We start from the raw sequence: 21,318 nt of genomic DNA on the forward strand, positions 1-21,318 counted from the left end.
TTTAGAATGAAATATTTACTCCGCACAGAAATTTCTTGCTGATCGGATATTTGAAACTTGAAACCCCGGAGCTGAGATCGGTTTGGGTGAATGACACTTCCGGGTCAGGCCCTGAGAATTTGGTGGCAGTCCACAGGTTATCTCCGCTCAGGAATATATTCAGATTAGAGATCCCGCTTTTGGCAAGCCAGGCTGCCGGCAGGGCATAACTCAATTTGATGTTTCTCAAACGGATATAGCTTCCATCTTCCAGGTATCTCGACGACGATTGATTGGAGTCATGATTTCCGCCAACGATCGGTTTCGGATGCGTGGCGATATCGCCGGGCTTTTCCCATCTGCTCCATCCTTTGGCCAAGACCATCGCATTGTAGCTTTCGTATAAACCGTCATTATCGAAATACGCCCGGCTGTTGTTGTAAATCTCATTACCGTATACGAAATTGAAAAACGTGCTCAGGGATATGCCTTTGTAAGAAAAGGTGTTACTCAACCCGCCCGTAAATTTCGGAGCTGCCGAGGTTCCCGTAAACTGCCGCGACTGCGCCGTGGCCACCGAGCTGTAAGAGTTGGTCAACACCTTGTATTTCGCCCCGTCTGCATCGGTCACGATCTTCTCCCACAACGGATCTCCGTTGGCGGGGTCCACACCAGCCCAGATGGGCAGATTCCATTCATCCATATTGTGTCCAACCGCGATAGGCTGACGTGCACCGGAGTTAAACACCGTCGCTCCGTCGCTGAGCTCTAAAACCTTGTTGCGGTTAAATGACACGTTCAGGTTCGTTTCCCAGTTGAAGACGCCGACGATATTTTTCGAAGTGGCGCTGAACTCCATACCACGGTTTCTGACGGCCCCCGCATTTACCCAGCGGTAGCTGTAACCGGTTGTAGCCTGCAAAGGTTGTTTGTACAAAAGTGCGCTTGATTTCTTCTCGTATGCGTCAACGGTCAGATCGAGTCTGTTGTTGAACAAACCAATTTCCGCGCCGATATTGGCTGTTTTCATTTTCTCCCAAGATAAATCGGGGTTGCCCTTCTGCGAGGGGGCCGCTCCCGGAAGGCCGGCATAACTGGCGTCCTGTGAGATACTATATAGCCCAAGTGCCGCGTAATTGGATATACCATCGGCATTACCCACCGTTCCGTAGCTGGCGCGGAGCTTCAAAAAGCTGATGGTTTTCCATTGCTTCATGAAGTTTTCGTTGCTGACAATCCACGAGCCACCCAACTGATAAAAGTTACCCGCCGGATTATTGCTTCCGAATTTGGAAGAATATTCATGAACAAAAGACGCGATCGCGAAATAACGGTTGTCAAAATTGTAGTCGGCTTGCGCAAGGTATTTGCTAAAACTATACTGATCATTGCCCCCCGTCGGGTTATTGATAATATCCGTGGCCACCGACATCACATCTCTTCCCGGAGGAAGCCCTTTCCCTGAAATGGACGCATCGTCATAATAATTGCGCTCCGCTTCGCCGACCGCGAGAACAGCCAGGTTATGCAATCCGAAACTCTCCTCGTATCGTAACCTGTTCGAGGTCAGTATACGGCTAGTATAAGACCGGGAATTGTACAATTCGCCCCCATTCGCACCACCCTGCTTTGTTCTTTTATCGTAATAACTTGCGTCTTTATAGTCGAAAAAGCGAACGCGGTTATAGGTCGAGAATGTCAGCTTGGGCGTGATGGCGTAATCCAGGTTGACGTCTGTATTGACATTCAGACTTCTTGCTTTAGAGTAGTTGTATGGAAGGGAGTGCAAAAAGTTCTCGCGGTCCCTCCCCTGCCAGTTTGCCGCAATCCGGCCGTCGATGGGGCTTCCGTCCGCATTATATGCCGCGTCGAAAGGCATGTTTACATAGGCATCGTAAAGCGTACCGCTGTTCTCGTAATTGTCCTGCGTGAAAATACCATTGAATAATACGCTCAATTTCAACTTCTTGGTCAATTGAGAAGTAATATTAGACCGGAAATTATACCCCGTTTTATCATTTTCCAGGACAGTTCCCTGCTCCTTGTAATAGTTTCCGGAAACGTAAAACTGGGTCTTTTCTGAACCTCCCGACGCCGACAAAGTGTAGCTATTCACAAAACCCTTTCTGAACGCCAGGTCCCACCAATTGGTATTGGTATTCACGATGGACGGATCGCGGTCGTAAAATGTTTTCTGATAATCGTACAACTGCTGGGAATTCATCAGCTTGAAATTCCCGGTTGTCGCCTCAGCAAAGCCCAAAGTGGTGCTGAAATCAATTTTTGTCTTACCGGCTTTCCCCATCTTGGTCGTAATGATGATCACGCCATTCGCGGCGCGGGACCCATAAAGGCCGGTAGCGGCAGCATCTTTCAAAACAGTAACAGATTCGATATCAGTAGGATTATAAGAACCTCCGATATTCCCATCCACAATAATCAGGGGGGCTGTGCTTGCCGAAATGGTACCTGCCCCACGGATCAGGATATTTGATCCGCTGGTTGGATCTCCCGAGCTGGTTGATACCACTACGCCAGGGGCTTTACCCTGCAAAAGGCTCGATAGCTCATTCGAAGTTACGTCCCGCAATTTCTCATTGGGTATCACCGCGACGGAACTGGAAAGGTATTTCGCCTTTTTCGACCCATACCCAGTTACGACCACCTGTTCCAACAGGTTTACGGACGGCTGCAGGGTAATGTCAAAAGTCGTTTGCCCGTTGGCCGGAACTTCGGTGGACTGGTATCCCACAAAACTGAAAACCAGTAAGGCGGTACTCACATCCGTATCCGACAAATTGAGCGAAAAACTCCCCCCCGCATCGGTAACAGTTCCCTGATTCGACCCTTTTACCATGATCGTGACCCCGGCCAACAGATCGCCTTTCTCGTCTTTCACGGTGCCTTTGATCTGCTTGTCCAGCAAGGTGGAGTTGTTTACTTCGTCGGTCGACAGTTCGGGCTCACTTTCCTCCTTCTTCAAAATCACTTGCTGGCCATCTACCTGATAGTTTATCTCCAGCGGTGTGAGCAGTTCATCCAAAACCTCTCCCAGCGATTTGTTGCTTACCTGAATATTTACCCGATGTCGCGCCGGAAAGATCGACGGCGCATAGGTAAAATGTACGTCGCAAATTTTGTCAAGTTCTTTTAGAATACTTTTAATCTCCTGATTTTTAACATGAATGGACACCTTTTGCTTTAAAAGCTCCTGCGCATCCGCATTGTTCGCGAAGGAAATCCCCGCGAACAAACCGGCCAGTAAGAGTTGGTAAAATGAAATTCTCATTGCTATCAGTAACAACTGAGTTCTTTGTCGACGTTTTTTCATACTTTTGAAATGATTTGTTCTTTTCAGAATCGGACAAATTGCTCCCGTGTCCTTTTTGCGAAGGACGCTTGCACAGCTCCGGGAAAATTGAAGTCAGTAGTGGGGCAAACACTGCTGGCTTTTTTTGTGATGGCTACTAATTCATAGGCAGGAAAGCGGTTTAGAGATTACGATATAGTTAGGTAGTTGATTCACGTTTTTATTTGCAACCTTTGGCTAAATGCACGACAACTTTCTCACCCTTTATGCTATACGTTGCTCCGATGGCCGTGCAGGTTGCATGTAACCTTTGTTTCAATCCTTCTGCCCTGAAAACTGTCGATACGACACAGGAAGCCAGCCGAGCCTCATCATAAAGAATTTCAATCCCGTACTTCTTTTCAATACTGTCAAAAACCTCAGAAACCGGCCGTTCTTCAAAGACGACGTCCGAATCATCCGGTAAGCTTTCGAGTATCGCCAGGTCACGTATTACTTCCTTTTCATTCTTTTTGGCTTTTGCGCTAAAAACAACTCCTTCGTTGGGCGTCAACACAACGCTTGTGGCCGAGTCGGCCCCATCATTCCTGAACTCATTTTGATTGTATACCGAAACTTTTCCGGTTTTCACCGCCACCAGCACACCTCCATCCTCTTTGTTGGTCCTCACCCGAAAACTGGTGCCCAGCACTTTGGTTACTGTTTGACCTGCGAAGACTAGAAAAGGCTTTTGTGCATCCTTAGTCACATCAAAAAATGCATCCCCTTTTAAATACACCGCCCGGTTGCTGCCGGAAAAACTTGCAGGGTAGATCAATTCCCCTCCCTTTTCCAGCATAACGACAGAGCCATCGCTCAATAAAACCGTCAATGTCTGATCGTCGCTATTTACTTTTGTAAGCCATTCCGTATTCTTCGAACCCGTATAAGTCTGCACAATAACCGGTACATCGGTCTTTTTCATTTGAAAATACCATAGCCCCAGGCTTCCCAATAGGATAAATGAGGCAGCGATCCGCCAGAAGTAGCCTTTTCTCAAAATGTGACGTGCCCGCGAGATGGCCGAAGCCGGGATGTTCCTGTTTTTCACACCATCGACCAACTTCCGGATATCTTCCTGCGCTATTTTCTCATCGGTGATTTCCCCAAACCGTTCTTCCAGAGCCAGAACAAACAGCCTGGCCTTTTCCACTATTACTTTTCTGCTTTCGTCCTCTTTCACCCAGCCTTCCCAAAAGGACGCAGAAGGATCCGCCGGGTTTAAAACCCACTTGCGAAATGCGTGGTTGCCCGCTAACTCTTCAAATCCGATATTACTTTCGTTGCTCATAAATGGTGGCTGGACAGATTTTCGATGTGCACGAACACACTCGTTTGATATGATTATCCGCAAATCACCGATTTATCATCATTATTTTTCAAAAAAATTTCAGAAAGGCCATTAAAACGCTCCCTAATGCCCTTTTAGCCAAAGAAAATAGCAGCAAAAAGCTAAAAGATAAGCGCCCCATTGTTCACGCATTTCACGCAGGGTTTTGGACAGGAGATTAGCCACACCGGGTTTGCCGATATCCATAATTTCAGCAATCTCATCGTTACCGAGCCCCTGATAATAACGAAGATAAACAATCTCGCGCTGCCGTTTGGAAAGCCCGGAAATGATTTGATTAAGTCGATGCAATTCCCGATTCTGAAGTTCGTCTTCGATGAGACTGCTCTCGATAGTCCCCGAAGAATCCTCAGGCTCGAAGAGCAATTCTGATGACTCACCAAGGCGTTTCAGGCGAACACTTTCCTTGAAGATCTTATTCCGTAACGATTTGAACAGGTAAGGTTTAACTACGGTGTCTTCGGCAAGGAAAAGCTTTCTTTCCCATAGCTGGAGATAAACGTCCTGGATACAATCACGGATAAATTCCAGATCACGGGAGAATTTGGTCCCGTAATTGAGCAGGCTGCGGTGATGGATATCTGCAAGCCGGCCCAAAGCATCAGGATTGCCGGCTTTGAATTGACTCCAAAGCTCATCACTTATCTCCCGTTCCTGTGTGGCGTAGATAAAATCCATTTGTAAGTACCCCGTATCCTGGACAGTCGTTTGGTGTCGTATTTCCTTTTTTGAGCCACTCCCGGGTCCACAGACGGGTGAACGTAGCGTATCCGGTGTTTTTCGATGTAAATTAACAAATTCTTTTGAGGTCGTCCGCGGCTGCGGTTAAATCATTCGCTGCGCTGTCGGACCGGTGTAGTAAACTTCCGAAACAGTGAACGCACCATGCCTTAGCAATGCGGAAGCAAACTCGCATTTCAGGGCATCGCTTAATTCCCGGAACGAAGTATTTTCTTTTTGGAGTTTCCGCTGCAACGTGCGGGTCATGATATTCAAAGCGCCGGCAATCTTACAGTTAAAGTGAAAGATGATAGATGCAGAGGATTTGCCATAGACAAGATCTATAATATTGCTTTACGCAGGGAATGCGTCAGACTGTCGATGATATTTCCAGGTGAAGAATACTAACAGTACAACAATTGGCGCGTACATTAAGTATAGATGATCATTAGCCAGTAAAAACCCACCTGCTAACGCGCCAAAGGCCGAGCCCGCATCCCTGAACGTGGCATTTTCGGATACTGCCTGAGTGACGTTGGCTTTGCCTGCTGATGCCGCCCCGGCCGCAAGAGAGACATTAACGTTATAAAATGTAAACACAACAACCAACCCGGTAATTGCCCAGCCATTTGTTGCGAACAATAGGCCTGAGCAAATCAACAGGATAGAGCCTGAATAAATATTGGGGAGTCCGTACCGATCAGCCGCCCAACCGGCAAACGGCGAAATCAGAAGAGAGCAAATCCGGCGAAAGCTCAGAAACCCCGCAGCTGCGGCAGTAATTTCAACCGCTGACCAATTGGGCCGAGCGCCCAGCAACAAGGCACCAATCAAAACCACAAGCATACCTTCCACTGCAAAAGCTCCTAAGAACGCCAACCGGTTAAAAATTGAAGGAAAAGACACTTTGAAGCTGAACTGCCGGCCTGGCGCGCGATCTCTTTCTTTAAGTTTGATGGCAAAATAAATTCCGGGCGTTGAAAGGAGCGCTATTACGAAAAATATCAATTTCGGGCTGATCAGATCAAAAAGCAATGGACCGATTAAAAGCGCCAGCAGCGGCCCGGATTCAATAATACTTTGGCTCACTCCCAAGGCAAGGCCTTTTTGAGGATAATCCATCGCATAGGTGATTGCTCCGACGCGAAGAATAGAATACGATATGCCCCAGATGATCCTGAGCAGCAATAATGTTGCAATACCAAAACCAGCACCATAGCCTGCAGTGGCAAATACGGCGGCAATGGCCGCAAAAATCATTGGCAAACGAAAGCCCAGACGGCTGAAAACGCGCAAAATTAACGGGTTAAGCAGGATCCTGGTGAAACGGTTAATAGACAAAATAGTCCCGATCCAAATGATTGGCACATGGATACTGGGCGCGTTCACAGGCAAAAATGAATACAAAAACGCATCACCCATCAGGGCAAACGTCAAGCTGAACGATGCATACATCGGCAATTTTAACTCGTCAATATGCTTTTGCATCCGTGGGTGATGGATTTATTTAGCCTTCATAAACCTTTCATTAACTATAAAGCCTTTATCCCCTTTGGGCTAATATGCATTCCTAAGGCTATCGGCATATGAATTGGGAAGTGGGCTCAACTCAACGGCCTGCGCCGCTTTTTCAACATCGTACTCAAAACGTATAAATTCAACGGTGATACTTTCCTTGCTGGATGTGGACGCATCGGCATTTATGTGCAGGATTACATAACCACCTCTTGGGTCACCATCCTTTGGTTTACCAACTGAACCTATATTGATCGCATGACGGAAATGCTCCGTGCCGTCTGACGCTGCGGAGTCCAGGATCCTATGGTAAGGTTTGTGGGTATGGCCAAAAAGCATCACATCTGCACTGGCCTGCTCCATGATCCGTAGCATACTTTTTTCGTCCCGGTCTTCAAACAAATACTCATTAATCCGTCGTGGACTGCCATGTACCAAAAGCACTGAAAGCGGCTTATCGTTGAGTTGAAAGTCAAGACGGATGTGTGACGGTAGCGTTCTTAAATAAGCCCGCTGCTCGTCTTTGACAATTTCGTTTGTGTAGGCAATCGACACTTTGCCATTTTCTTTTTCATTGTCGGTTTTATAGGCGCAGCCACAATCGTCGCTGCTCCTTCCGATCCCAAAGTCGTAATTACCGGCAATGGTAGGGATGCCACGCCTTTTGATGTGGTCTATTACTTCATTGGGCCAGATGTTATAACCAACCAGGTCTCCTAAACAATAAATAGCGTCGGTGTCTCTTGACTCGACATCATTAAAAAACGCCTCCAATGCCGGAAGGTTGGCGTGAATGTCTGAAAAAAGGGCAATTCTCATAAATCATTATTTAAGTATTCAATAATTTCCTCCGCCGGCTATTAACACTGATCATCCAGCCTGGCAAGTAGCTTTGCTCGCCACCGATAATGATCAGCTCATATAGTTCATCGTTCATAGAGCAACCTTATACAGAAAACCTCTTTTGCTGTTTAAGCGCAAAATTGACCATTAGGATCAATACCGGCACTTCGATCAGCGGGCCAATCACAGCTGCAAAGGCTGCCCCTGAATCAATGCCGAATACCGCTATTGCGACCGCAATCCCAAGCTCAAAATTGTTCCCTGCCGCAGTGAAGGCCAGCGACGTAGATTTGGCATAGTCCGCGCCCGCACGTTTTGAAAGGTAAAAGGCAGAGAAAAACATGATAGCAAAATAGATCGTTAGCGGCAGCGCGATGCGCAACACGTCAAACGGTATACCGACGATCAGCTGCCCTTTCAAACTAAACATGACCACAATCGTAAAGAGCAGTGCGATTAAGGTGATCGGGCTGATGGCTGGAAGGAATTTCTTCTCATACCATTCTTTGCTAAACAGCTTGGTCAATACGACCCTGGAGATGATCCCCGCCAAAAATGGGATACCCAAATAGATAAAAACGCTCTGGGCGACTTGGCCAATCGTAATGTTCACCACCAGGTGGCCCTGCCCGAATCCTTTCAATCCAAAAAGTGGCGGCAAAACTGTTACGAACACATAGGCATACACAGAATAGAACAAGACCTGAAAAATGCTGTTGAAAGCCACCAGGCCGGCAGCGTACAAGCGGTCACCATTAGCCAGATCATTCCACACAATAACCATCGCGATACAGCGGGCAATGCCGATCATAATTAGCCCGGTCATGTACTCCGGCTTATCTGGCAGAAAGATTACTGCCAGGCCAAACATCAGCAATGGGCCTATTATCCAGTTTTGGAACAGTGAGAGCCCCAAAATCTTGGTGTTGTTAAACACTTTCGGCAGCTCTGCATAGCGCACCTTCGCCAAGGGCGGGTACATCATCAGCACCAGACCAATGGCTAGCGGCACATTTGTCTGCCCTGAATTAAACTGATTGATGAAATCGGGTGTACCTGGCAAGAAATAGCCGATTAATACACCGATAAGCATGGCTAAAAAGATCCATAGGGTCAGATATCGGTCTAGAAAAGAAAGACGCGGGGTATTCATGCCGTTTGCTGAGTTAAATTCCGTTTCATGACGACAGCTGATGAAGGACAAAGACCGCTAAATTGCCTGGTTTGTTGAATTGCTTCTGGCACTTGCTCACGGTTCACTGCCGCGAAACCATACCGGTCAAAGTAACGGTCAGCTGTGGTTGTGATTAAATAAACCTCTCGCAATCCTCGCTCGTCTGCACCTGCCAATAGCTGCTCGACCATCTGGCCGGCAATACCTTTGCCCTGGTGGGTAGGATAGACAGCGACTGAGCGCAATAGCCCGACGGACCCAAACAGTTCAAGACCGGCGACGCCCACAAGCACTCCGTCCTGTTTTGCCAAAAGAAAATTGCGCAGGCCATCCGGTAAATCTTCGGTAAGTAGGTCAGCTTCTTTTAGTAGGCTGACCACCAATTCTTTTTCTTCCGGCCTGGCATTATCGATTTGAATCCGCATATTTTTAAATTTTGATTAACAACATCCTGAGCCAGGCTCGCAGCACGCCGCCTCAGAAGCGACTAATTCCAGCTCCTGTTTGACAGGGGCAGGCGCGCAGCACGATGCTTCTGTTGCTGTTGTACCGCAACTCTGGTTGCGGGTGAGCGCCTTGCATTGGGTAAAGTCCGGAACGAGGTTGACTGTGAATGTTTCGCCATCGGCTACAAATTCACCAGGATACATTTGCCGCGTATCGAACTTTGAATTCCCAAACTCTACCTTCACGGTTGCATCCGGATTCAAAGGAAGCGTTTTTTCAACCAGGTTAACAATTTTAAGTGCTTTGCCGACCTTCATGGAACGGTCCACTTCCTTCACCGAAGGCTCCCAAAGTTGCACGATGATCTCTGTCCAGCTATTCATAACGCCGCCGCAGTCTACCGAAACGATCGGCGCTTGCTTGATCTCGGTAATGTGGTAAGAACTATCTACAAACTTGCCTTCTTCATATTGGAATTGCAGGTGCAAATCTGGATTTTGCTCCAAAGTGCTTTTAAAATCACCCCACGTCATTGGATTTGATTGGCTCATGGTTTTAATTGGTTAAATGTAATATTACGATTGATATATTCAAAAAAATACCCTGCTTAATTACAGCAGGATGTAGCAAGGGCAAACGTGTCAAGTAATGAGCCAAACGTCTTTTGTGCTTCCTCCCATACGACTGGGTTGATGCAATAGCATACCCGTGGCGGATTAATTTCACCGTGGATAATCCCGATTCGTTTCAGCTCTTTCAAATGCTGGGATACTGTCGCTTGGGCAAGTTCGAGCTCATCGACCAAATCGCCGCAAACACAGGCTTTCCTTGCAATCAAGAGTTGTAAGATCGCAACCCTGGCTGGATGCGAGAACGCCTTGGCCAGATCCGCAATCCGGTTCTGCTGCTCGGTGAATATTTCGGTTTTCGTGACTCCCATGATGCAAATATAAAGATTGATTTATCAATTGCAATATTACGATTGATTTTTCAAGGATTTTTCCATTGTGACGTCCATGAAACGCAGTATGCTGCTTACTATAATACTCCCAATCTGAATACTTATTCCGGCGGCAATGAGACCAGTGCATTCCTTTGCCCGTAGCATGTTATGGGCAAAAATAGGATGCGCCCGCCCGGAGCAGCTTGACGACCTATTGGTATTATTACAATTCAAAATAATAAATTTTAAACACACACAATACTATAAGTGTCAAAAAATTACAAATTTTATTTTACATTATTTGTATTTTTCAACATTTAATCAATGCAAAATTATATAAATATAGAATAACATTCTGTTATGTTAATTTTTGGTAAAAATCGGTTAATATCCGGTAAATGGTCACTAATCAAGTTTTCTATCATTGTGGACAGGTTACTTGTAGCCGACTGCCAAAACCTAACTAACGGAATAATTTATGAGGAAATTTTTACTGCTGGGCATCCTGCTGGGATGCTCCTGCTGGCAGATTGTCTCTGCCCAGCAACGAAAAGTCACCGGCAAGGTGACGTCTTCTGACGACGGGAGTGAGCTCCCGGGCGTTGCGATTGTGGTGAAGGGCACGCCCATAGGCACCAACACCGGTACCGACGGAACATACGCTATTTCCCTGCCCGACGGTGCCACGACGCTTGTGTACAGTTTCGTCGGTACTACAACCCAGGAAATCCTGGTCGGCAACCGATCCACGGTCGATGTACAGCTGGTAGTCGACACCAAAAACCTTCAGGAGATCGTGGTGACGGCCCAGGGCATTGCACGCGAGAAACGTGCATTGGGGTACGCGGTGACGACCATCGAGAAAAAATCGATCGAGGACCGCCCGCAGGCAGACGTGGGCCGGGTATTGCAGGGCAAGATCGCCGGCGTCAATATCACGTCCACATCCGGGGTTTCGGGTACGGGCACCAACATTACAATCCGGGGATATTCTTCCATTACCGGCTCCAATCAGCCTCTATTCGTCGTCGATGGCATCCCGTTCAATTCCAATACCAACTCACGTGGTGGTTTCACAGGCGGCGGGCAATCGGCTTCGAGCCGCTTCCTGGACATCGACCCGAACAATATCGAAAATATCACCGTGCTGAAAGGTCTTGCCGCGACGGTAACCTATGGCGACCAGGGCCGGAACGGGGTTATCCTGGTAACGACCAAGAACGGAAGTAAAAAGGCCCGCGCAACCGAATACTCCATAAGCCAGTCGTTATTTGCCAACCAGGCACATCTGCCCCGGTATCAAAATGATTACGTGGGTGGCTTCCAGCAAAACCTGGGCTATTTTTTCAGTAACTGGGGCCCCACTTTGGAGGAAGCCCAGACCTACCCGTCCCAAAACACCAATGCGGCCCTGACCACCCACCCTTATGCCAACCTGACGACATCCGGAGGCCTTCGGGCGGCCATGGCGGATTATGTGGCTTCCGTAAGCCCGTATAAAATGCAGGTTTACCCCAACAACGTCAAGGACTTTTTTCGTACCGGGAAAATCTCTACAACATCTCTGAACGTGTCCGGAGGCGGAGAAAAAGTGAGCTACAATATATCGGCGGGATACAACGCAGAACAGGGCTACATCCCCGAGAATGGCTTGAAAAGGCTCAATCTGGGTCTGGGACTGAACGCTCAACTCAGTAAAAAGCTCAATATCATCACCTCGTTTAATTTCGTCAATACCGACCAGTACTCCCCGCCGCTCAGTGGGGGAACCGGAAACAATGCGCTCGATTTTCCGTCGGTACTCGCCAATGTGATGTACACGCCCAGGCAGGTCGACCTGATGGGGTGGCCCTACGAAAACCCTGTGACCGGCGGCACGGTGTATTTCCGTAGCGGCAACGACATTCCAAACCCCAGGTGGATTTTGAAAAACTACAAGACCACCGGCATTGTCAACAGGCTTTTTACCTCGACGCTGCTCAACTATCAGTTGGCCCCGGATTTTTCCCTGATTTATAAGGTAGGGCTGGATTACTACACGGAAAACCAGCGATACATGCTCAACAAGGGAGGTGTGAGCTTTGTCAATGGATTTTACAACACTTTTGATATCAACAACAGGATCTGGGACAACAGCCTGATCCTTTCATATAGCAAAACACTTTCGGAGAAGTTTTCATTTTCTGCCAAAATCGGGGGAAACATGCGCAATGACTTATTTGAAGGGAAAGTAATCACCAGCCAGAACCAATTGGCCCGCGGGCTTTTCCGTCATGATAATTTCATCGACAATTCGGCCGCCGATTTCGAAACCGAGCAAACGCGGATCGGGATATTCGGGGAAATTACGGCCGATATCGACAATGCATTGTTTCTGAACGTGGCGGGCCGAAACGATTGGACCTCGACCGTGGAAATCGCCAACCGTAGGATCTTTTACCCCTCCGCCAGTCTATCATTTGTACCGACCAGCGCATTCAGAGGGATGCAGTCCGACTTCCTGAATTTCCTGAAACTGCGCGTTGGCGTAGGAACTTCCGCCGGTTTCCCTTCACCTTACAGCACGCGAAACATACTGGATCAGAACGCAAGAGCATTTCTGAACAGCGCCGGCGCGACCATACAGACGCATTCGGTCAACAACAACCTGGGTAACCCCAACCTGAAACCTGAACTGCATACAGAATACGAATTGGGTGTAGAAGGCAAAGCTTTTGACAATAAAGTGGGTTTCGACCTGACGCTGTTCCGGAGAAATACCCGCGACCTGATCACCAATTCGCCCCTGGATGCCTCGGCAGGTTATACCTCTACGACGATTAACATCGGCAAGATCCGAAATGAAGGAATCGAGCTCAGTATGAATGCCACCGCGATCAAAACGGCCAACTTTTCCTGGGACCTGAATCTTGTATATTCCAGAATCCTGCCAAAAGTGCTTGACCTGGGCGGCACCTTGCAGGAGGTCCAGATCAGCGGTTTCGGAGCATCACTGGGCAACTATGCCATTGTAGGGCAGCCTTTCAATATCATCAAAGGTTCAGGTTTCCGCAGGGATGATCAGGGCCGGCTACTGATCGGCAGCAACGGCTACCTGCAAGCCACCACTTCTCCGGTGATACTGGGCAACCCCAATCCTGCATTTACGAGCAGCCTGTCCAACACATTCAGCTACAAGGGCATTACTTTGGATGTAATGGTCTCCTACCGTCACGGCGGCGCGATGTATTCCTCTACCGCGGGCGCTCTGATGGGTCGGGGCATGACCGAAGACACTGGTCTGAAAAACGGCTACGACCGCGCCCAGACCTATATTTTTGACGGTGTAAAAGCGGATGGCACGCCCAACAACTATCAGGTGACAGCTTCCGATGTCGGGTTCAACAATATTTACTTCTTTGGAGATGAAGGCAGGATGTACGATGGCAGCACCGTTCGTCTTCAGGAGGTTTCGCTTTCCTACCGGCTTCCGACCGGCCTTTTGAGCAAGTTAAAGATCAAAAGGGCATCCATTGCATTCACCGGCAACAACCTCTGGTATAAGGCGCTTCACTTTCCCAAGGGGTTGAATTTCGACACGGACAACCTCGGACTAGGGGTTGGCAACGGCCTGGGTTTCGAGTTTTTGACCGGGCCCAGCTCGAAACGGTACGGCGCGACGTTGAAGCTTACATTCTAGCCGCCCTTCAAAACATTTATTTGCCATTAATCCATCCAGATTATGAAGAAGGATATGTTACCAAAATTAAAAATATGCCTGCTGGCATTTACCTGTCTGCTGGTCAGCGCCTGTTCGCTGGACCTGCTCGACAACCCTAATGCGGTTACGACCAATAATACCGATATCAATTACCTGCTTAGCCGCATCGAACTCGACTACGCCAGCCATTTCGATCAAATGGGCAACTCCGGAATGCGTCTGACGCGTATGCTCAACCAGGGCGCGGCCATCTATGACAACGCCGTTTCGCCCGGTGGTTTTGACGGTGCCTGGACCAATGCCTACGCCAATATCATGACCGACGTCAAAACCCTGATCCCGATCGCGGAGTCGAGCGAGTTCTTTGTCCATGCGGGTATCGCCCGTACGATTCAGGCATCGGTGCTGCTTAACCTGGTCGACGGCTTCGGGGATGTACCTTACAGCGAGGCGCTGGATATCAATAATTTCAATCCGAAGACAGACGGTGGGGCCGCGATCTATACCGCCGCCCTGACGATCCTGGACCAGGCCATCGCCAATTTCTCGGCCACTTCACGTTCAGCGGCAGCAGGCGACTTGTACTATGCCGGCAATGTCGACAACTGGAACAAGGCGGCCAATACGCTCAAATTGAAAGCGCTACTGAACCTGAGATTAACTGACAAAGCGAAAGCTACTTCCGGCATCTCGGCCCTGATTACCGGCGGCCGGCTCATTAGTTCGGCCACGGAGAACTTTCAGTTTAAATTCGGCTCGAACCTGACCAATCCCGACACGCGCCATCCCCGATATGCGGGGCAGTACTCCCCCACCGGCGGCGGCGACTACCAGGCCAACCATTACATGGCCGCATTGTACGCGTCCAAAGGGTTTCCCGATCCCCGCATCCGTTACTATTTTTACCGCCAAACCATAGTCAACCCCACTGACGTCAATACCCTCAGATGCATTAACAATCAAAAACCATCCCATTACTCGGCCACAGACGTTTACTGCTTACCGACATCAGTGGGTTACTGGGGCCGCGACCATCTAAGCAACGAAGGCATTCCGCCAGATGGCTTGCTCAGAACTGCCTGGGGAGTTTATCCGGCAGGGGGATTGTATGACAATGACGCGGGAAAGGCTGTTTCCCTCGGCGCGGGCGCAGGCGGCGCGGGCATACACCCGGTCATGATGCGGTCGTTCGTGGATTTTATGCTGGCCGAAGCGGCCCTGACACTCGGTACAGCGGGCAGCCCACGCGAGTTACTGAAAAGCGGCATCGAAAAATCGATGGCTGATGTAAGGAGTTTCGGACTGGCGACCATAGAGAGTAGCAAAATCTCCGCTTTCGAAGAGGCCAAAGCGATCGTATGGGCCAAGGATGTTGAGACATACCTGAGCACCGTACTCAAAGCCTACGATGCAGCAGCCACAGACGCAGCCAGACTCAACATCATTGCAACCGAGTACTGGCTGGCGCTTTATGGCAACGGCGTCGAAGCGTATAACCTATACCGTCGGACAGGCATGCCGCTTAATATGCAGCCGGCACTGGAGGCCAATCCGGGCGGCTTCGCCAGGTCGTATTACTATCCGGCCTCCTTTATTACCCGGAATGCGAACGCGAAGCAGAAAGCAGATGTGACACAACCCGTATTCTGGGATAATAATCCGGCAACGCTTTTCAGATAGCGAGCTCATTGGATCAAAGTTTAATTCAACTTTAAAATATCGGTTATGAAACATATACAAAGCGTGTTACTGAACTGCCTGCTCGCCCTGGCTGGCGCCGGATGTGACTCCCCGCTCGAAAACGAGCGGATCGATGAATTCTCCCTGCAATCGGGCGGGTACATGCGCGTGGTAACGCCTTACCCGGTTTTGGCCAACACATTTACCGTTAGCCTGGCTAATATGGCGGGGACCAAACTGGAATGCCTGCATGAGGCGATCACCAAAGACAAAGGGGGACTATTTGCCTCTTATGACCTCACGATCCGTTTTGTCGACAACACGCCCGCCAACGGCACCAATAATATTTCGGACGTGGCCTTGCGGAAGATAGCCGCGTCCTCGTATACCAAAGATCCCACTACCGGCTACCCCCGCGCAACAATGACCATTACAGGCGAAGAGGCATTGAAAGCCACTGGTATTGACCCCAAACTGGTGAGTGCGGGAGACCGGTTCGAGGTAACCGGCACGATGGTGCTTACCGACGGTAAATCATTCACCGCATCGAACACCACCATCGACATCACCGGCGGCGCTTTTTATAGTTCCCCATTCTTTTACCGGATCAACGTGAGCTTATAATGGAGTCAACTCATACACTGTACTTGTTAAATGCTCCCGCCTGTGGCGGGAGCATTTTTTGATTAAGAGCCTGAAATTCTACGAACGAAGCGTCTTTGCAGGATTCAGGGAAGCCGTATTGATGGCCTGAAAACTTACGGTGAACAAGGCGACCAATATGGCGGCCATAGCCGCGGCAGGAATGATCCACCACTGGATCTCAATATGATATTCATAGGTTTGAAGCCATTTGGTCATCACCCAAAAGGTGATAGGAGATGCCAGAATACATGCTATGGCAACCAGCCAGACAAATTCTGCGGACAAAAGCAGCCACAAATTGGTGACCGTTGCGCCTAATATTTTACGGATCGTCACTTCTTTCGACCTGCGTTCGGCCATGAATATCGCCAGCCCGAACAGGCCCAGGCACGAGATAAAAATGCCAAGGCACGCAAAAATCCCGGCGAGTTTGGCCACCTGATTCGCTATTCTAAACTTCTTCCCAAATTCTTCGTCCGCAAAACGATACTCAAACGGCAGTGAAGGATTGTATTTGTTCAGAACCGGCTGCATTGCTGCGATGGCTTTCGATAAATCGGCCTGGTCTTTCAGCCGGATTAAAATGGCATTTACATTACCCCCATTAAAGAGAATTACACCGGGCTTGACATGACTAAATGGGTTTTGCATTAAAACATTTTTAGTAACACCTATAATGGTTAAATCCTGATCGCCCAGTTTCATGGTTTTACCAATGGGTTCTTTATATCCGATTAGTTTCAATGCAGATTCGTTGAGGATCACCGCGGTTGAATCAGTCGCATATCGTTTCTCGAATGAGCGACCGGCGATGAATTTCAACCCCGCTGCCTTTTCGTAATCCCAGTCTGTCATCACAACGTTGATCGTCACGGCACTCCCGGGGTCTTTTCCTTCCCAGCTGAAATGCGTAAAATCATTATTAACCCACGTCATCCCACTGGATGCTTTGGCTACCGAGGCGATGTAGCCGGTATTTAGGAGATCATATTTGAGTGCATCATAGTTTTTAACAAGATCCTCACTCGCGTCGAGCGTGATCAGATTATCCAGATCGTATCCAATGGAGCGGCTTCTGACATGGCTAATTTGTTGAAAAATAACGACGGTGCCGATAATGAGCATGATGGAAATAAAAAACTGGGTCACAACCAACGTTTTGCGGAAGTTTACTGTACCGGTTCCCTGTTGCAGTATTCCTTTCAATACCTTAACGGGTAAAAAAGAGGAAAGATAAAGGGCAGGGTAACTACCTGCCAGCAAACCTGTCATCAGACATACACCCAAAACGGCGGCCCAGAGCGATCCATTGGTAAAATCAAACTGAATATTTTCAAATCCAATGTCTTTAAGAAAAGGCAGTAACAGCTGGATAAGGACAAGCGACAGGAAAAAAGCCAGAAATACAGTCAGTAACGATTCAGCAAGAAACTGGATGACCAGTTGGCGGCGCTGTGAGCCGATTGCTTTACGAATCCCCACCTCCTTTGCCCGTTTCTCAAACCGGGCAGTGCTCAGGTTCATGAAGTTGATGCAGGCGATCAATAGCACAAATGCGCCAATGATACCGAAAAGCCGCACAAACAGAATTTGCCCCCCGGTATTGACCCAGTCCTTGAAATCGTCATACAAATGCCATCTGCCCATGGGATACAGTGAAAGGGTCTGGGTTTTGATATATGGGTCTCTTCCAGCGAGCATCGGACTGATTTTCTTGGAAAGCGCATCCATCGAAACACCTTCATTCACTTCGACGACCGTTCCGATAAAACTGTTATTCCAGCGCGTCTGAGACCCTTTCACATCGGGATCATTCTGTACCTTAAATTCAAATGGAGCCAGATATTCAAAATCCAGGGAAGAATTCGTGGGAACATCTTGCATAACGGCGGTAACCTGTATGTTATACTTATTGTCGATCCGGATTACTTTCCCAATAGGATTGACTTTCCCGAAGATGGCGTCTGCGAGTGATTCGGTCAATACAATGGAATTGGGCTCACGTAGCGCGGTTTCCGCATTGCCTTTGATAATAGGATAAGTGAAAATTCGCAAAAAGTCGGGGTCCACATAATAACCCTGCTTTTTGAACTTGCGGTTTTTACTAACCAGGCTGTGGGTGCTGCCCCAATCCAGCCTGGAAATATGCTTAATCTCGGGATAATTGTTTTTCAACTCATCATAAACCGGCATCATGAGCGAACTGGATGTATTTTTCTGGTCGTTCATGAGCGTATGTTTCATTACCAGTGCAACCCGCTCGCCGTTTTTATTGAAACTGTCAAAACTAGTTTCGAAATAAACCCACATCCCGATAAGGAGCGCGAAAGTCATCCCAAGTGACAGGCCCAGGATATTAATGAATGACAGCGTCTTGTTGCGCAGCAGGTGCCGCGTAGCGACTTTAAAGTAATTTCTGATCATGGGATGGCTAAATAAAGGGCTGGGAGAATTCAAGCCGGACTGTCTTTGGATGTATCGTGGCTTGAAAAAGCCCAATACGCCGCACCAGTAAAGCATTGACGCGCGCCGGTAACCTACGGTTTTGAGCTGATAGTAAAACTCCTCAGTCAAATCGCCTTGTATCGGTTCCAGCAAATGTGGAGCTACAAACCATTTCAAAAAATTTTCGGCTAAACGGGGCGGTTGTTTCATGGCTGAATCATTCTGAAATAGATAATTTAAACGGATTTACGAGTCGGTCCCAAAAACTGGTGCGTACCTCCTGTATTTCTCTCAGTGTTCGTTGCCCGTAGGCAGTTACTGTGAAAAGTTTCTTGCGTTTCCCGCCACGCTCGGCTGTCGGTTCTCCGAGGGCCGAGCGTACCATCCCTTTTTCTTCAAGCCGTTGCAAGGCCGAATGTACCTGGTTCAGCCTGGCTACCCTCCCGCTTTGTTCCATAATTTCATGCATTACCGCAACGCCGTAAGCCCTCCCATCCATTACAGCGACGGCCAACAAGATGATTTCTTCAAACTCGCCGAGATAGCTTCTGTTCATCGTATTTAGTTATTTCCATATTTGCTGATAAAATAACTTGCCAGGAAATTATTTCATTATAAATAGCTGAAAATAAACATATTACCAGAACAACTAAAACATATGCTGTTCGCTATCGAACAGCATACGTCCATTATTGAGAGGGCGGCATCAAAGCCTTCCGGGGTCGTCCGGCGATTGAACAGGTAGGAACCGGGGCACTGGAACGACACCATTACCTCTATTTAAACGCTTCAAAGGTGGTATTGTCTTAGGTGGAAAATATTGCCGGAATCTGTAACATTTCTTTGCGTCAATCGTCTCTGCCATAGACACCCACCAGTTTAGAAGGGCCATCCAGCAAACACTTCACTTATTGTGTTTCAAAAACAGATCAAAACCCAAAGCGAGGGTTGGCCCTAAACGTCTTTAAACAAAAAAATGCCGTTGTAATTATGAAATATCTCACCTTCGTCCTTTGTCTCTTCGTCGCCTTACAAAGTTCCACCTTAGCGCAGCAGTTCTCCGTTATCTATAAACCTTCGGCTTTTCAAGGACCTTTCACGGGGAATGTTATCCTTTATCTCTCCCAGAAAAATGAAACTCCCAAAGACCATAACCGATGGCCCTGTTATAGCGTGTATGTTCGTAATGTGATGCCTGATCAGCCGGTCGTTTTTACCGACGCGGCGCTGTCCTATCCCAATTTATTGTCACGCATCCCGCGGGGTGACTATTTTGTTCAGGCAGTTTGGGACAGAGATCTCGGCGGCCGGGTCATTGGACAAAGCGCGGGAAACATGTATAATCCATCCCAAAAGATAACGATGGGCGATACCACCGAGCGCTTCTCATTGGTTTGCGACAGTAAGGTCCCGACACCGGTGTTTGCTGATAGTAAATTTGTGAAAGAGATCAAAGTCCGGTCGAAGTTGTTAAGCCGGTTTCACCACCGCCCCGAGTACCTGGCAGGAGCCGTTATTTTACCGGTTCAGTACTACACCGAACCCCAAAGACGCTTTCCAGTCTATTTTATGGTCGGCGGTTTTGGTGGCGCTTATTATCATTATTCTAAAACTGAAAGTACAGACACCGCAGCGTCAATTCCTCTCGACACGATTGCCTGCATTAAGGTATACCTGGATGGCGATTGTCGGCTCGGCCATAGTACCTACGCCAACAGCGATAATAATGGCCCCGTCGGCGACGCATTCGCAAAGGAATTTATACCAGAACTCGACCGTCGTTTCCGGACAAATGGCGGCCGGGTAATACGCGGCCACAGCAGCGGTGGATGGACCGTGGCCTATCTGATGACACATTATCCCTCGCTATTTGCGGGCGGCAACGCAAGCGCGCCTGATCCGGTGGACTTTCGTCGGTTCAATGAGACCAACCTGTACACAGATCACAAACGTGTAGAGTTTGTTGATTGGGCCAAATTTGATAAAAGGAAGGATCTGCCGTCGGTTTATGACCGACCAAACATCGCGCACAGTATCGAGCAGGTGATCTATCGCGGCGAGCAAAATGTCTCTTTCGATGCCGTGTTTGGACCTAAAGGAAAGGATGGATTGCCCATTCCGCTTTATGACCCCCAAACGGGCAAAATTGACCGTCAGGTATTAGCGCATTGGAAACAATATGACTTGACGCAATACATCATCAAGCATTGGGGAAACCTTAAAACGGATCTGAATGGAAAACTACGCATATCCGTCGGCACTGAGGACAACGCCCAATGTCCTGCCATCAGAATAATGGAAACGGAAATGAAAAAACTGGGTGCCAACATTGAATTTGCGTATTATCCCGGTACACATTTCACCGTAGCTACTCCCGCGTACGGCAAAGCGCAGAATGACTTTTTATTAAAGAAATATCAGGAGTGGCTTGTCCGTATTAAGCGTTAAGAAGGCCGTCCGGCGAGCAGTTTGAAAACTTGCCTAAAAATGGTAAATAAGACGTGCTTCATACAAATACATTCATTCA

At 48.3% G+C, this 21,318-nt stretch carries 16 protein-coding genes; 4 read left to right on the plus strand and 12 right to left on the minus strand.

What is annotated here, in order from left to right; genetic code table 11:
- Position 1: 1 nt before the first annotated feature.
- The 10 genes from IEY24_RS11165 to IEY24_RS11210 all read right to left on the minus strand — a co-directional run bounded on the left by IEY24_RS11165 (position 2) and on the right by IEY24_RS11210 (position 10,318).
- A complete protein-coding gene (locus IEY24_RS11165; RefSeq protein ID WP_188931663.1) occupies positions 2 to 3,268 on the minus strand; it encodes a TonB-dependent receptor in 3,267 nt (1,088 codons plus the stop codon).
- Positions 3,269 to 3,509: 241 nt separating this feature from the next.
- The gene (locus IEY24_RS11170) at positions 3,510 to 4,619 is read right to left on the minus strand and encodes a FecR family protein (RefSeq protein WP_188931665.1); all 1,110 of its coding nucleotides are present in this window, start codon (positions 4,617 to 4,619) and stop codon (positions 3,510 to 3,512) included.
- Positions 4,620 to 4,742: 123 nt separating this feature from the next.
- The gene (locus tag IEY24_RS11175) at positions 4,743 to 5,357 is read right to left on the minus strand and encodes an RNA polymerase sigma factor (RefSeq protein WP_188931667.1); all 615 of its coding nucleotides are present in this window, start codon (positions 5,355 to 5,357) and stop codon (positions 4,743 to 4,745) included.
- Positions 5,358 to 5,504: 147 nt separating this feature from the next.
- Positions 5,505 to 5,666, minus strand: coding sequence for a hypothetical protein (locus tag IEY24_RS11180; RefSeq protein ID WP_229221911.1), 162 nt, complete (start codon positions 5,664 to 5,666; stop codon positions 5,505 to 5,507).
- Between the two features lie 87 nt (positions 5,667 to 5,753).
- On the minus strand, positions 5,754 to 6,887 hold the full coding sequence (locus IEY24_RS11185) for an MFS transporter (RefSeq protein ID WP_188931672.1): 1,134 nt from the start codon (positions 6,885 to 6,887) through the stop codon (positions 5,754 to 5,756).
- A 69-nt stretch (positions 6,888 to 6,956) separates the two neighbouring features.
- Positions 6,957 to 7,733, minus strand: coding sequence for a metallophosphoesterase family protein (locus IEY24_RS11190; RefSeq protein WP_188931673.1), 777 nt, complete (start codon positions 7,731 to 7,733; stop codon positions 6,957 to 6,959).
- Positions 7,734 to 7,860: 127 nt separating this feature from the next.
- The gene (arsB, locus tag IEY24_RS11195; RefSeq protein WP_188931675.1) at positions 7,861 to 8,910 is read right to left on the minus strand and encodes an ACR3 family arsenite efflux transporter; all 1,050 of its coding nucleotides are present in this window, start codon (positions 8,908 to 8,910) and stop codon (positions 7,861 to 7,863) included.
- Complete coding sequence (arsN2, locus tag IEY24_RS11200; RefSeq protein WP_188931677.1) at positions 8,907 to 9,356, minus strand: arsenic resistance N-acetyltransferase ArsN2; 450 nt, start codon at positions 9,354 to 9,356, stop codon at positions 8,907 to 8,909. The genes arsB and arsN2 overlap by 4 nt, the downstream gene beginning before the upstream one ends.
- A gap of 15 nt (positions 9,357 to 9,371) precedes the next feature.
- Entirely contained in the window at positions 9,372 to 9,929 is a 558-nt protein-coding gene (locus IEY24_RS11205; protein ID WP_188931679.1) for a DUF6428 family protein, read from the minus strand.
- A 56-nt stretch (positions 9,930 to 9,985) separates the two neighbouring features.
- Positions 9,986 to 10,318: an ArsR/SmtB family transcription factor gene (locus IEY24_RS11210; protein WP_188931681.1), complete on the minus strand. Its 333-nt coding sequence runs from the start codon at positions 10,316 to 10,318 to the stop codon at positions 9,986 to 9,988.
- Positions 10,319 to 10,799: 481 nt separating this feature from the next.
- Here IEY24_RS11210 and IEY24_RS11215 point away from each other — a divergent pair, with 481 nt between their 5' ends.
- The 3 genes from IEY24_RS11215 to IEY24_RS11225 are packed head-to-tail and all read left to right on the plus strand — an operon-like array spanning position 10,800 to position 16,325.
- On the plus strand, positions 10,800 to 14,000 hold the full coding sequence (locus IEY24_RS11215; RefSeq protein ID WP_188931688.1) for a SusC/RagA family TonB-linked outer membrane protein: 3,201 nt from the start codon (positions 10,800 to 10,802) through the stop codon (positions 13,998 to 14,000).
- 42 nt (positions 14,001 to 14,042) lie between these two features.
- Positions 14,043 to 15,701: a SusD/RagB family nutrient-binding outer membrane lipoprotein gene (locus IEY24_RS11220; protein WP_229221913.1), complete on the plus strand. Its 1,659-nt coding sequence runs from the start codon at positions 14,043 to 14,045 to the stop codon at positions 15,699 to 15,701.
- Between the two features lie 45 nt (positions 15,702 to 15,746).
- Positions 15,747 to 16,325, plus strand: coding sequence for a hypothetical protein (locus IEY24_RS11225; protein WP_188931690.1), 579 nt, complete (start codon positions 15,747 to 15,749; stop codon positions 16,323 to 16,325).
- A gap of 78 nt (positions 16,326 to 16,403) precedes the next feature.
- Here IEY24_RS11225 and IEY24_RS11230 read toward each other — a convergent pair whose 3' ends face one another.
- Entirely contained in the window at positions 16,404 to 19,001 is a 2,598-nt protein-coding gene (locus tag IEY24_RS11230) for an ABC transporter permease (RefSeq protein WP_188931696.1), read from the minus strand.
- Positions 19,002 to 19,008: 7 nt separating this feature from the next.
- Positions 19,009 to 19,347, minus strand: coding sequence for a PadR family transcriptional regulator (locus tag IEY24_RS11235; RefSeq protein ID WP_188931697.1), 339 nt, complete (start codon positions 19,345 to 19,347; stop codon positions 19,009 to 19,011).
- A 434-nt stretch (positions 19,348 to 19,781) separates the two neighbouring features.
- Between IEY24_RS11235 and IEY24_RS11240 the strand changes: the two genes are divergently transcribed.
- A complete protein-coding gene (locus tag IEY24_RS11240) occupies positions 19,782 to 21,239 on the plus strand; it encodes an alpha/beta hydrolase-fold protein (protein ID WP_188931698.1) in 1,458 nt (485 codons plus the stop codon).
- The last annotated feature ends 79 nt before the right edge of the window (positions 21,240 to 21,318 follow it).

The organism is Dyadobacter endophyticus (assembly GCF_014641595.1).
Lineage (GTDB): Bacteria > Bacteroidota > Bacteroidia > Cytophagales > Spirosomataceae > Dyadobacter > Dyadobacter endophyticus.

What these genes read in the sequence shown, in the direction of transcription:
- IEY24_RS11165 (WP_188931663.1), bottom strand. Translation starts at nt 3,268, where the DNA reads ATGAGAATTTCATTTTACCAACTCTTACTGGCCGGTTTGTTCGCGGGG.
- IEY24_RS11170 (WP_188931665.1), bottom strand. Translation starts at nt 4,619, where the DNA reads ATGAGCAACGAAAGTAATATCGGATTTGAAGAGTTAGCGGGCAACCAC.
- IEY24_RS11175 (WP_188931667.1), bottom strand. Translation starts at nt 5,357, where the DNA reads ATGGATTTTATCTACGCCACACAGGAACGGGAGATAAGTGATGAGCTT.
- IEY24_RS11180 (WP_229221911.1), bottom strand. Translation starts at nt 5,666, where the DNA reads ATGACCCGCACGTTGCAGCGGAAACTCCAAAAAGAAAATACTTCGTTC.
- IEY24_RS11185 (WP_188931672.1), bottom strand. Translation starts at nt 6,887, where the DNA reads ATGCAAAAGCATATTGACGAGTTAAAATTGCCGATGTATGCATCGTTC.
- IEY24_RS11190 (WP_188931673.1), bottom strand. Translation starts at nt 7,733, where the DNA reads ATGAGAATTGCCCTTTTTTCAGACATTCACGCCAACCTTCCGGCATTG.
- arsB (WP_188931675.1), bottom strand. Translation starts at nt 8,910, where the DNA reads ATGAATACCCCGCGTCTTTCTTTTCTAGACCGATATCTGACCCTATGG.
- arsN2 (WP_188931677.1), bottom strand. Translation starts at nt 9,356, where the DNA reads ATGCGGATTCAAATCGATAATGCCAGGCCGGAAGAAAAAGAATTGGTG.
- IEY24_RS11205 (WP_188931679.1), bottom strand. Translation starts at nt 9,929, where the DNA reads ATGAGCCAATCAAATCCAATGACGTGGGGTGATTTTAAAAGCACTTTG.
- IEY24_RS11210 (WP_188931681.1), bottom strand. Translation starts at nt 10,318, where the DNA reads ATGGGAGTCACGAAAACCGAAATATTCACCGAGCAGCAGAACCGGATT.
- IEY24_RS11215 (WP_188931688.1), top strand. Translation starts at nt 10,800, where the DNA reads ATGAGGAAATTTTTACTGCTGGGCATCCTGCTGGGATGCTCCTGCTGG.
- IEY24_RS11220 (WP_229221913.1), top strand. Translation starts at nt 14,043, where the DNA reads ATGAAGAAGGATATGTTACCAAAATTAAAAATATGCCTGCTGGCATTT.
- IEY24_RS11225 (WP_188931690.1), top strand. Translation starts at nt 15,747, where the DNA reads ATGAAACATATACAAAGCGTGTTACTGAACTGCCTGCTCGCCCTGGCT.
- IEY24_RS11230 (WP_188931696.1), bottom strand. Translation starts at nt 19,001, where the DNA reads ATGAAACAACCGCCCCGTTTAGCCGAAAATTTTTTGAAATGGTTTGTA.
- IEY24_RS11235 (WP_188931697.1), bottom strand. Translation starts at nt 19,347, where the DNA reads ATGAACAGAAGCTATCTCGGCGAGTTTGAAGAAATCATCTTGTTGGCC.
- IEY24_RS11240 (WP_188931698.1), top strand. Translation starts at nt 19,782, where the DNA reads ATGAAATATCTCACCTTCGTCCTTTGTCTCTTCGTCGCCTTACAAAGT.